The 11,748-nt window shown below is 59.4% G+C and carries 9 protein-coding genes, 1 tRNA gene and 2 rRNA genes; 11 read left to right on the forward strand and 1 reads right to left on the reverse strand.

Features of this window, described 5'->3' with window-relative positions; translation table 11 throughout:
• Nucleotides 1-68 precede the first annotated feature (68 nt).
• Nucleotides 69-1,142 (forward strand): DNA primase small subunit domain-containing protein, encoded by a 1,074-nt coding sequence (locus ACP5VX_RS00905; RefSeq protein ID WP_428724006.1) that lies wholly within the window; start codon nucleotides 69-71, stop codon nucleotides 1,140-1,142.
• Nucleotides 1,139-1,648: a hypothetical protein gene (locus tag ACP5VX_RS00910; protein ID WP_428724007.1), complete on the forward strand. Its 510-nt coding sequence runs from the start codon at nucleotides 1,139-1,141 to the stop codon at nucleotides 1,646-1,648. Before ACP5VX_RS00905 ends, ACP5VX_RS00910 begins: the two co-directional genes overlap by 4 nt.
• Here ACP5VX_RS00910 and ACP5VX_RS00915 read toward each other — a convergent pair.
• A complete protein-coding gene (locus ACP5VX_RS00915; RefSeq protein ID WP_428724008.1) occupies nucleotides 1,616-2,014 on the reverse strand; it encodes a hypothetical protein in 399 nt (132 codons plus the stop codon). The two genes, ACP5VX_RS00910 and ACP5VX_RS00915, sit on opposite strands and share 33 nt — an antisense overlap.
• 71 nt (nucleotides 2,015-2,085) lie before the next feature.
• Here ACP5VX_RS00915 and ACP5VX_RS00920 point away from each other — a divergent pair, with 71 nt between their 5' ends.
• From ACP5VX_RS00920 to ACP5VX_RS00960, 9 genes are all read left to right on the forward strand, one after another.
• Nucleotides 2,086-4,071, forward strand: a complete 1,986-nt coding sequence (locus ACP5VX_RS00920) for a hypothetical protein (protein WP_428724009.1) — start codon at nucleotides 2,086-2,088, stop codon at nucleotides 4,069-4,071.
• Nucleotide 4,072: 1 nt separating this feature from the next.
• On the forward strand, nucleotides 4,073-4,870 hold the full coding sequence (locus tag ACP5VX_RS00925; protein WP_428724010.1) for a translation initiation factor IF-2 subunit alpha: 798 nt from the start codon (nucleotides 4,073-4,075) through the stop codon (nucleotides 4,868-4,870).
• Entirely contained in the window at nucleotides 4,867-5,067 is a 201-nt protein-coding gene (locus ACP5VX_RS00930; protein WP_428724011.1) for an RNA-protein complex protein Nop10, read from the forward strand. Before ACP5VX_RS00925 ends, ACP5VX_RS00930 begins: the two co-directional genes overlap by 4 nt.
• A 44-nt stretch (nucleotides 5,068-5,111) precedes the next feature.
• A tRNA-Asp gene (locus tag ACP5VX_RS00935) sits at nucleotides 5,112-5,186 on the forward strand.
• A 72-nt stretch (nucleotides 5,187-5,258) separates the two neighbouring features.
• On the forward strand, nucleotides 5,259-5,987 hold the full coding sequence (locus ACP5VX_RS00940; protein ID WP_428724012.1) for a phosphoglycolate phosphatase: 729 nt from the start codon (nucleotides 5,259-5,261) through the stop codon (nucleotides 5,985-5,987).
• Nucleotides 5,984-6,637, forward strand: coding sequence for an HAD family hydrolase (locus ACP5VX_RS00945; protein WP_428724013.1), 654 nt, complete (start codon nucleotides 5,984-5,986; stop codon nucleotides 6,635-6,637). The genes ACP5VX_RS00940 and ACP5VX_RS00945 overlap by 4 nt, the downstream gene beginning before the upstream one ends.
• Nucleotides 6,638-6,701: 64 nt before the next feature.
• Nucleotides 6,702-6,860, forward strand: a complete 159-nt coding sequence (locus tag ACP5VX_RS00950) for a hypothetical protein (protein ID WP_428724014.1) — start codon at nucleotides 6,702-6,704, stop codon at nucleotides 6,858-6,860.
• 442 nt (nucleotides 6,861-7,302) lie between these two features.
• A 16S ribosomal RNA gene (locus tag ACP5VX_RS00955) occupies nucleotides 7,303-8,802 on the forward strand.
• A gap of 197 nt (nucleotides 8,803-8,999) precedes the next feature.
• Nucleotides 9,000-11,748 (forward strand): 23S ribosomal RNA (locus ACP5VX_RS00960); the annotation flags it as partial.

The raw sequence follows: 11,748 nt of genomic DNA on the forward strand, positions 1-11,748 counted from the left end.
AGTTTCTCCGGAGGGTGCTCAGGCTATACTACAGTAGAAGGCCTCTTGTAGAGCCGCCTAACCTCCATATGAGAGAGATAGCTCTCGTAGACCTCGAGAGCGAGGCATACGTGAGACACCTGAGCTTCCCCTCGATGGCTCAGCTGTACCACTTCATTCTGGACCAGAAGACGCCGCTACACTTGTACTACTCGTCAGCAGTCTACGAAGACCCCTCCGCCGAGAACATGGGTATGAAAGGCTGGAAGGGCTCGGAGCTCATATTCGACATAGACGTGGACCACCTCCCCGGGTGCGAACTCAAGTTGAAAGTGTGTGTCGAAGACAACAGCGTTCTCGGCGAACACGCCGAGAAGTGCCCCTCCGGCTCTGAGCCCGTCGAGGTGAGCGTTATAGAGCCCGAGTGCTTTAGGAAAGGGCTTAGTGAAGCCTTCAAGCTACGCGAGATCCTTGAAGACGACTTCGGGTTCAGAGACGTCAAGGTCTACTTCTCGGGGCATAGGGGGTTCCACGTGAGAGTCTCCGACGACTTCGCGCTAGATCTAACGAGGGAGGCGAGAGCCTCTATAGCTGACTACGTCTCCTGCGAGAACATGGACATCTCGCGACTCTTTCCACCGGATACCTCTAGTAGAGCTGGGTTTGTGTACTTTGGTGAAAACGAGGCGGGGTTCAGGAAAAGGGTTTTAAAACTCGCGCTCGAGATGGGCCTGGCCGAGAAGGTGGTAGCCGCAGAGGGCTTCAGGAGCCCTCCTAGACACGGCGAGAAGGGCGTGTTGTACAGGCTGCCCGGCGAGTACCTTAGTAACCTACTGAGCGACTTGTGCGTTAAGGTCGACAAGGTCGTCACAATGGACATCACGCGCCTGTCTAGGTTTGAGGGCGGCATAAATGGTAAAGCGGGCCTCAAAGTGGCGGAGTTCAAAGAGGCCGAGCCCTTTAGTTTCACCGACCTCTTCGCATGGTCGGGGAGAGTAGTGGTGAGCCCTCTCATAGATTTCGCTGGCTTCAGGGTATTCGACCAGAAGCTAAACCTGAAGAGGGGGGTCAGGCTGGAGCTGGAGGCTCCCTACGCCATATATTTAATTCTCAAGAAGCTAGCAAATTACGTGGGCGACAAAGGAGTGGAGCCTCTGGTATGAGCAGTCCGCTAACTAGGCTAATACGCGAGGAGATATGGTCTGCCAAGCTCCTTTCAATCCAAGACGTCAAGTTGCAAGACGTCCAGTCGGGTCTGGAGAGCGGCCTTCAAGCAGGCATAGGTTCTAGTAGAGAGGAGAGAGAGCTCTTCCTAAAGATACTAAGCCGAGTTGTCGAAGACGCGCAAACCCTGGCCGAGTTCAGGCTGCTGAAGGCGTCTCTCGGCGTTGAGCCCCCTACTGATAGCGTAGACGGGTACGCGCTCAGGCTTGTGTGGCGCTTGAAGAAGTTCCTCGCCCTACTCTACTCTGGTTCCTTGGTACCGCACGGGAGGAGGTTACTCGCGTACTTCAAGTCCAGTTGTGGCAGGTACAGGAGAGGTGATGTCGTTTTACTAGAGGTCGAAAAGGCGCTGCCCTTCTACTTGGAGGACTGTGTTGAGCTAGTCGAGAGACCGATCTACTCGTATTTACAGCTAAGAGGGCAGGTACTGCAAACTAACAGCTAAGGCGATCAAGGACACGACAGCCAGCAAGCTGACCATTACGTAGAAGTTGATCTCTAGCCTCCTCTCCTCTGTTATCCTCTTGAACCCCTTTGGTCTAATAGACTCCGTGAAATGTGGGGCTATCGCCCCTACCACGATTAGGAACGCTATGAGGGTTGTGTAGAGCAGTGTGTACCCTATAGCGCTCAACCCGTACGAGGCGAGCTGTGAACCATAAGTCAGGACGAGGTAGGGCCAGTTCGGCACAACCACTACGATCGTCACGATCGACAAGACCACAACTAACGACAGGGCCTTGTCGGCCACGTAGTCGTAGTCGAACTCGTAGGCCAGGTCCTCTTTAAACCTCTTCGTCTTTCTCGACACGTCTCCTCCCTACGTGTTTAGGTTTTAAATTTAGGTCTCAACTAATAAACACAGCCCTGAAGGTGCTTACTATGAAGGTCAAGAATGTAGTCCCCGGCGTTGCTCTCCTCGCACTAAGCCTGGTCTCCTACTTTGTTCTCGGGTTTTACGCCTTGAAGTACGGTCTCCCAAGCGACATTTCATGGTTTCACATATACGTCGTAAAGTATGCCGGGTACCCACTCGACAGGGGTCTCTCCGTTGTGGCACCCGTCGACCTGAGGTACTACGACACGCTAGGGGACCTTTTAATCAGGGTGCTGGCCCTGAGCTCTGTAGACGTAGTGCCCCTGGTAGCGGGGGCTTTAACGCTGGTCCTCGTAGTCGCTCTCTCGTATTTCTGGTCCAGGGATCTGCTGGCGGCGGGTCTCGCGGCTCTCCTCGTCGCGACGACTCCAGGCTTCGTGTACTGGTTTAAACTGGGTATGTTCGGTCCTTGGAACATGGTCCCGCTCACTCTGCTGGGCGTCATACTTCTAGTCGCCGCCTCGGGCACGGGAAGCCGCTTGGTTGGCGCGTTAGCGGGGGCAGTCTTGGCGTTTTCGTGGCTGTTGAATGGTAGCGCATGGGTAGTGGTGGCATCGTACGGCATCGCCGCCAGCATCCTCGTGACGGCCGGTAAAATGGGGTGGAGAGAGCTCGTGCCAGCCCGCGTTATACTGCTCGCGTTCCTCGTAGCGGTCTTGCTCGGCTACAGGTTCGTAACCCTCTGGCACGCGGCTGCGCTAGGCTTGCTGGCGGGCCCCCTAGTGGGGTGGTACTTGGTTAAGAGGTTCGGTCTCAACAAGGCGTCTTCGAGGCTCGTTGCTGTCGTCGCCTCGCTGGTACTCGCCGTCGCCTCGTCTGTGCTCGTGTCGGCGAGCCTAGGCGCCCCAGGCGTCACCGGGGTGTACTACAAGCAGTACAACCCGATGTTCGACCTGGGGGCTCCGGGACTCCTCCTCGCCCTCGGCTTCCTAGCCTTGTCGAGGACGGCCAGGTATTCGGGGGTTGTGGACCTCTTCGCAAAGGTACTCCTGCTCTCGACGTCCGTTACCTCACTCCTCCTGGGCTACGTTGACGTGGTCAACGAGCTGTACGCTATAGTAGCATCCTCCGTGGTGGTCGCCTATGTTTTGACAAGGGTACTCCACGGGATAAGCGTATTCGAGAAAGGCTTCGGCAGAGCCACCTCTATACTCCTGGTCTCGCTAGTGCTGCTATCGATCGTAGGGAGTAATGCCGTCTCTTCGACGGCGGTGAGCTGGAGCCCCCCGAGCATTGTGTCTTTGGACATCCCGCTGACCTACATAAACAGGACAGCGGTCGACCTTAGCGGTCTACCCAGCCTTCTAAGCGCTCTCTCCAACGTCTCCAGCAACAGAACCCTCGTCGTAGCGTACTGGGGCTACACGCACTACATCCTGGGCTATCTAGGCGAGGGGTATACAGCCCTCGCAGGCCCTTCCGGCCCCGTGGAGGGGTGGAGGCTCGCGTCTTGGATCATGATCAGTGACGAGGCCACCTCGGCCGGTATCTTGAGGAGGCTGGCTATGGCGTACAACATAAGCAGGGTCTACGTGATCGTGGGCGAGGCTATAAGCATCGAGAACACGGTGTATGGTACTAAGCAGGTGCACTTCGGGAGGGCTATACCAGCGGGTCGTATCGGGGCGGTGACCTACCAACCCTTAGGGGACGTTGCCAGGATACCCGTCTACGCCGCGCTCGCAAACCAGAGCGTAACGGACTTCATAGACTACAGTAAGGCGACGTACTTCGTGAACGTGCCCCTGGCGTGGACTAGCAGGGCGGCGTCGTCCCTCGTAGTAGAGCTCGTAGCCTACGCGGCCCACTCAATGGGTCACCCCGTCCTGAACGACATCTACCAGCCTCAAGAGCTCAGCGTAAAGACCCCGATGTTCTTCAGACTCGTCAACACTACACTCATACCGCTGGACACAGCTACTTCGACGTCGGCGACCTTCTACAATTATTACCTGTTGGCACTATACGAATTCCGTGAGGTGACGGTTTAAGGTGGTAGTCCCAAGGAAGCCCCTGCCAGACCTTGGCGAGCTAGTAGTCGCCACGGTGAGAGAGATATTCGACTACGGAGCTTACGTGACCCTAGACGAGTACAACGACTTGAGGGCGTACTTGCCTTGGAGCGAGGCCTCTACGAAGTGGGTCAAAGACCTTCACGAGGTCATATACGAGGGCGAGAAGATAGTCGTTAAGGTCATAAGAGTGGACAGGAGGAAGAACGAGGTAGACGTCTCTCTAAAGAGGGTCTCTGACGGAGACAAGCGCAGAAAGATGATGTGGTGGAAGAGGTTCCTGCGGGGCGCCAAGATAATCGAGACGGTAGCCAAGTCTATGGGCTGGAGCCTAGAGGAAGCCTATAGAGACGTGATCTGGAAGCTAGAAGACCAGTTCGGGGAGCCGCTAACTGCGCTGGAGGAGGCCGTGGCCAAGGGAGAGGAGGTTCTCATTAAAGCCGGTGTACCCGAGAAGTGGGTAAAGCCTATTCTCGAAGAGGCGTCTAAGCACGTGAAGCCCAGGAAGATCTCGGTCAAGAGGCTCGTCCTGCTCAGGAGCCTGGAAAGGGACGGCGTTGCGAGGGTTAGGAGCGTCCTCGAAACCCTGGACAGAGAGATCACGGGGCAAGGACTAGCGGCGAGAATATACACGGCTGGATCCCCGAGGTACGTCGTGGAGGTGGAGGCCGGAGACTACAAGACGGCGGAGGCGGTCCTAGAGAGGTCGCTTGAGCGCGCGCTCGAGAAAGCCAAGGAGCTCGGTGTCGAAGTCTCTGTAGAGAGTGTGAAGTCTTGAAGTGGCTCATGAGGAAGTGCTCTAGGTGTGGCAGGTATACTCTTGCGACAGACAAGTGCCCGTACTGTGGCGGAGAGCTGAGAGTCCCACACCCGCCAAGGGCCAGCCCGGACGATAAGCTCGTCGCGTACAGGTTGCAGGCCAAGCTGGAGTCGGGCGTCTTGAAACTAGACGAGAAGCCCCCTTACATACCGTGAAACAACTTTTTAAAACCCTACAATGCAGTATCCAAATTTACAGAGCCGCCGTAGTATAGCCCGGTCTAGTATGCGGGCCTGTCGAGCCCGTGACCCGGGTTCAAATCCCGGCGGCGGCGTATAAGCTGATCACACCGGCTCTCCCGGTCTTTAAAAACCCTTTAGATCTTCCGAATAAATCTCATAGTGTCGTGGTGATAAGCATGGCTAGGGTAAAGATAGTGTTCACCGACCTAGACGGGACCCTGACTGAGTCTAGGAGGACGTACAGGATCTACCTGGGAGCTGTCGAGGCGCTGAGGAGGCTCCAGAGCATAGGTGTACGAGTGAGCATTGTCTCCAGCAATGCTCTCCCGGTAGTCATAGGCCTGCACAGGTACCTAGACCTGAACGGCCCCGCTATAGCGGAGACCGGTGCACTGGTATACAGCGAGGACCTCGGAATAGTGGAGCTGTCGTCGAGGTCGGCGAGAGAAGCCTACTCGGACGCCCTCTCTAAGTTCAGGGGGCTGGTGGCGGACTCTTGGCAGAACAGGTTCAGGCTTTACGACTTCGCTCTCAGAGTAGTCGATAGGTCCAACGGCGACCAGGTCTACAAACTGGTGAAGGACTACGTCGAGGGCAGGTACGACTGGGTGAGGGTAGGCTACAGTAAGTACGCTATTCACCTGACGCCGCGTGACGTGGATAAAGGCAGGGCTGTCAAATTCGTCCTCGACAAGCTGGGTCTGGACCCCAGCGAGGCCGTAGCTGTGGGCGACAGCTTCATGGACGCAGACCTCCTGAGAGCCGTGGAGCTGGGCGTAGCGACCGGGGACGCGGACGAGGAGCTCAAAGCGGTGGCCAAGCTAGTTATAAACGAGCCCGCGGGAAGGGCCATCGTGAGGCTCGCCGAGTTGATCGAGGGCGGCCAGCTGTGATTAGGGCTGTCTTGTTCGACATGGACGGCACGATACTGGACTCGGAGGACTTCATAACCTGGACCTTCCTCGAGGCCTCGCGTATAGTGGGCGTCGAGGTAGACGTGGACGCGATCAGGAGAAACATCGGTAGGCCCCTGGACGAGTTCTACTCCCTGGTATTTGGGGGGCTAGATAGGGAGAAGCACCTCGAGCTGATGAGAGTCAGGGCCAAGCTGGTAGAGGAGAACTGGAAGCGGATGATCAGGGTTTTCGACGACGTCCCCGAGGTTTTGGGCCTGCTGAGGAGTAAGGGGTTCAGACTCGCGGTAGCCTCCTCCAGTAAGCTGGAGAGGATAGTCGAGTACCTCGGCTACTTCAACATACTCGGTCTCTTCGACACGGTCTCGGGAGTCGTTGACGGGGTACGAGGTAAGCCCTACCCGGACGTGATCCTGAGAGCCCTGAGCGCGATGGGCGTCGGGGCCGACGAAGCGGTTTACGTCGGCGACAGAGAGGTCGACTGCCTCGCCGCTAGGTCGGCGGGGGTCGTTTTCGTTCTGGTCAACAGGAACAACTACAGGTACGACCCGGGTGTGTGCCGCCCAGACTACGCCTTGGAGAGCCTCAGGCCCCTCCCCGACCTCCTTCTGTATATCAACAAAAAATGATATGTTTGTAAACGTAGTTTTATCACAGAATATAAAAGGGGCTTTAGTAATCAGTTAACTCTGGGTGAAGTACGTGGACATAAACATAGTGGACTTGATCATATATATTTCTCTGACAAAATCTGTCGAGCTAAGTAGAGCACGCAACGCGAGAAGAGACGCGGTCATCGCGCGGAGCCTTAGAGCGGCGACCCTAAGCCAGGAGGGGCGTGCCCCGGTCTAACGTTGGCACACACCACACAGCTCCAGCAACGCCTGGCTCCAAGGAGCTAAAAGCCGGGCTGGGTCTAGGCCTCCTACACGCTGGAAGACGCCTGCCGCGGGAGCGGGGGTCCGGCCTCGGCGGCTATCCGCTGCAGGTTAATTAGGTCTCACAGTCAATACTATATACAGCCCCGCGGCACCCGGCGGCGGCGCGGTTCCTACGCTGGGTCATACCAGCGAGTGAGGAATCGGCCTCCTGCCGCGGGGACAGTTGAGCTGTTTAATGAACAGATCAAAGGGGGTAAGGTTTATAACACCCTCAGAGTAAGATAGTTATGCTGGAACCACGCTTACCACGTGGGGACTCAAGAAAACCGGGGTTCTTAACCCCGGGAACCTTGAGTCCGACGGGGGCAGGGCGGCGTGGCGCACGAGGTAGCATGCCTCCCGCCTTGCGGCTAACTCCGGTTGATCCTGCCGGACCCGACCGCTATCGGGGTAGGGCTAAGCCATGGGAGTCGTACGCCCCGCCGCTGCGGGGCGTGGCGGACGGCTGAGTAACACGTGGCTAACCTACCCTCGGGAGGGGGATAACACCGGGAAACTGGTGCTAATCCCCCATAGGGGAGGAGGCCTGGAAGGGTCCCTCCCCGAAAGGGTGCGGCAGGGGTTATCGCTGCCGCACCGCCCGAGGATGGGGCTGCGGCCCATCAGGTAGTTGGCGGGGTAACGGCCCGCCAAGCCTATAACGGGTAGGGGCCGTGAGAGCGGGAGCCCCCAGATGGGCACTGAGACAAGGGCCCAGGCCCTACGGGGCGCACCAGGCGCGAAAACTCCGCAATGCGGGAAACCGTGACGGGGCTACCCCGAGTGCCCCCGATAAGGGGGCTTTTCCCCGCTGTAAGGAGGCGGGGGAATAAGCGGGGGGCAAGTCTGGTGTCAGCCGCCGCGGTAATACCAGCCCCGCGAGTGGTCGGGACGATTATTGGGCCTAAAGCGCCCGTAGCCGGCCCGGGAAGTCTCCCCTTAAATCCTCGGGCTCAACCCGAGGGCTGGGGGAGATACTCCCGGGCTAGGGGGCGGGAGAGGCCGGGGGTACTCCCGGGGTAGGGGCGAAATCCTATAATCCCGGGAGGACCACCAGTGGCGAAGGCGCCCGGCTGGAACGCGCCCGACGGTGAGGGGCGAAAGCCGGGGGAGCGAACCGGATTAGATACCCGGGTAGTCCCGGCTGTAAACGATGCGGGCTAGGTGTTGGGTGGGCTTAGAGCCCACCCAGTGCCGCAGGGAAGCCGTTAAGCCCGCCGCCTGGGGAGTACGGCCGCAAGGCTGAAACTTAAAGGAATTGGCGGGGGAGCACCACAAGGGGTGGAGCCTGCGGTTTAATTGGAGTCAACGCCGGGAACCTTACCGGGGGCGACAGCAGGATGACGGCCAGGCTAACGACCTTGCCCGACGCGCTGAGAGGAGGTGCATGGCCGTCGCCAGCTCGTGCTGTGAAGTGTCCGGTTAAGTCCGGCAACGAGCGAGACCCCCGCCCCTAGTTGCTACCCGGGGCTCCGGCCCCGGGGCACACTAGGGGGACTGCCGCCGTTCAAGGCGGAGGAAGGAGGGGGCCACGGCAGGTCAGCATGCCCCGAAACCCCCGGGCTACACGCGGGCTACAATGGCGGGGACAGCGGGATCCGAACCCGAAAGGGGGAGGTAATCCCTCAAACCCCGCCGTAGTTGGGATCGAGGGCTGCAACTCGCCCTCGTGAACGCGGAATCCCTAGTAACCGCGCGTCATCATCGCGCGGTGAATACGTCCCTGCTCCTTGCACACACCGCCCGTCGCTCCACCCAAGGGAGGAGGGAGTGAGGCCCGGTCTCTTCGGAGGCCGGGTCGAACTCCCTCCTCCTGAGGGGGGAGAAGTCGTAACAAGGTAGCCGTAGGGGAACCTGCGGCTGGATCACCTCCTGCTACCCCGCCGCCGGGGGGCATGCTACGTGAAAGGCCACTGCCGCCCTGCCCCTCCCTTCGATGCAGCACAGGGCCTCAGAGCCCTGTGCAAAGGGCGTTATTCCTCCTCCGATAACGGGAGGGGGAGATGAACGCCGCAGGTAGGCCTATCAGGGGTGCCAGTCGAGCTCCGCGTGGGCGTTGCTCTCGCATCCCAGGCTACGGCGAGGAAGCCGCCTGGTGGATGGCTCGGCTCGGGCGCCGAGGAAGGCCGTGGCAAGCTGCGATAAGCCCGGGGTAGGCGCAGGCAGCCGTCGAACCCGGGATCGCCGAATGGGACCTCCTGCCACGGGCTCAAAGCCCGTGGCGCCCGGGAAACCGTCAAGGGAGTACCGGGCGGGAACCCCCCGAACGGAAACATCTTAGTAGGGGGAGGAAGAGAAATCAAACTGAGATCCCCTGAGTAGGGGCGACCGAAAGGGGGAGAGCCCAAACTAAACCCTCACGGGACGACCGTGGGGGGATGTGGGGTTACCGGCTCCACGGCTAGGGGTTCGACCCCGAGCGAGCCGACCCACGGTAGCCGAAGTGGCCTGGAATGGCCCGCCGTAGAGGGTGACAGCCCCGTAGGCGAAACCGTGGGGGCTCGCGCCGTGGAGCAGAGTACCACGGCTTGGTTGTGCCGTGGGAAGTTGGGGGTCACCGACCTCCAAGGCTAAACACGTCCCGAGACCGATAGCGAACTTAGTACCGTGAGGGAAAGCTGAAAAGCACCCCGCAAGGGGGGTGAAAAGAGCCTGAAACCAGGCGGCTACATACGGCGCTGCCCTAAAGAGGTGATGCCCCCCGAAGGAAACCGGGGCGACCCGGGAGTACGAGGGGGGCGGATCAGGGTGGCGCCGTCCGTCTTGAAACACGGGCCGGGGAGTCCACGGCAGTGGCGAGCCTAAGGGGTTGAACCCCGAAGGCGTAGGGAAACCGACATGCCCGCAGCCACGGTTAAGCCGTGGCGAGGGGCGGGGTCCCAAAGGGCCCGGAGTCACTGCCGTGGGACCAGAAACCGGGCGATCTAGGCGGGGGCAGGGTGAAGCCGGGGGAAACCCCGGTGGAGGCCCGAAAGGGTTCTGACGTGCAATTCGTTCCCATGACCCCCGTCTAGGGGCAAAAGACCAATCAAGCCCGGTGATAGCTGGTTCCCGCCGAAGTGGGTCTCAGCCCAGCCCCGCCTGAGGTGGGCCACGGGGTAGAGCTACGGATTGGGGGCGCAGGAGCCGAAAGGCTCCGGCCTCCAGTCCAACTCCGAACCCGTGGCCACCGTAGAAGGCGGGAGTGGGGCTCCCCGCCGTAAGGGTGGGGGCCGAGAGGGGAACAACCCAGACCGGGGTTAAGGCCCCTAAGTGCCGGCTAAGTGCCAATCTCAAAGGGCGTCCCACGGCTCAGACAGCGGGGAGGTGGGCCTAACAGCAGCCATCCTCTAAGGAGTGCGTAACAGCTCACCCGCCGAGCCGTGGGGCCCCGAAGATTGGTCGGGGCTTAAGCCGGCCGCCGAGACCCCGGGGCACGGCCCCTATGGGGCCGTGATCCGGTAGGCGGGCGTCGGGTCGGGGCAGAAGCCGGGCCGTGAGGTCCGGTGGACCCGATCCGAGTGCAGATCCCGGCGGCAGTAACAGCGAAGAGGGGTGGGAATCCCCTCCGCCGGAAAGGACCAGGGTTCCTCGGCAACGGTCGTCGGCCGAGGGTTAGCCGGTCCTAACCCGGGCCGTAACTCGGACCCGGGGAAAGGGAAACGGGTTAATATTCCCGTGCCGCGGGGGTAGGTGCGGCAACGCAAGCCCAGCCTCCGACGCCTCCGGATAGGCGGACTGGGGGCGGTCGAATGACCGCGACCCAGCTAACCGGTGAAGGCCCCGGAGTACCGTAATGGTGAGAAGGGGCTGAAGCCGGGAATGGGGCCCCGTTAGGGGCCTTCCGCCGACTCCGGGGGCCCTTGAAAAGGGGGCTGGGAACGATCCCCCGCGCCCGTACCGAGAACCGACACAGGTGCTCCTGGGTGAGTAGCCCCAGGCGTGTGGGGGCTAACCCGGGCCAGGGAACTCGGCAAATTGGCCCCGTAACTTCGGGAGAAGGGGTGCCTGCGGTTCTGGGGCGCACCCCTGGAACCGCAGGTCGCAGTGCCTAGGGGGGCCTGACTGTTTAATAAAAACATAGGTCCCCGCTAGCCCGAAAGGGTTTGTACGGGGGCTGAATCCTGGCCACTGGCGGTCCGTGAAACCGGGGTACAACCCGGCGAAGCGCCGCTGAAGGCCGGGAGTAACTCTGACTCTCTTAACGGGAGAGCCTCACCGCTTGGCAGGTCGTAGGCTTATCAGTCCCTGGTTACAAATTGGCAGTCAGGGGCGTGTAATTGAGTGGTAACGAGCTGATAAACGGCTATGTGATCGGGCTAATAGATGCCGAGGCCTCGTTTTCGGTTAGTGTAAAACTACAGAAGGACCTAGTGTATGGTATAAGACTAGACCCAGTATTCAGTATCACGCAGCTCGAGGAACAGACGCTGAAAATTGTGAAAAACGTAATCGGCGCAGGGAGGATAATTAAGAAACCCGGGCAAGAGCACCTGTACGTGCTAATAATAGACAATATGAAGGAGCTAAACGAACAATTGATACCCTTCATAAACAAGTACATTGGACTACTACACTCAAAAAGAAGGCAATACGAAATATTTAGAGAAATTGTGAGTGCCCTGTACAGAGGTGAGCACAAAGACCCACTAAAGCTCAGGGAGCTCATTCTAAAAGCGTATGAGTTGTCAAACCTGAGCAGAAAATCGCGCAGGAAAAGAGCCCTCAGAGAGGTGCTTGAAATAATCGAATCTCGTATTGCCAAGCGGTGGGGCCTCCCGGGAGAAAGGTAGCCAAATGCCTTGCCGGGTAAGTTCCGGCGCGCATGAATGGATCAACGA

Origin of the sequence: Thermogladius sp., assembly GCF_049970955.1 — an archaeon.
GTDB lineage: Archaea > Thermoproteota > Thermoprotei_A > Sulfolobales > Desulfurococcaceae > Thermogladius.

What these genes read in the sequence shown, in the direction of transcription:
- ACP5VX_RS00905 (WP_428724006.1), top strand. Translation starts at nt 69, where the DNA reads ATGAGAGAGATAGCTCTCGTAGACCTCGAGAGCGAGGCATACGTGAGA.
- ACP5VX_RS00920 (WP_428724009.1), top strand. Translation starts at nt 2,086, where the DNA reads ATGAAGGTCAAGAATGTAGTCCCCGGCGTTGCTCTCCTCGCACTAAGC.
- ACP5VX_RS00910 (WP_428724007.1), top strand. Translation starts at nt 1,139, where the DNA reads ATGAGCAGTCCGCTAACTAGGCTAATACGCGAGGAGATATGGTCTGCC.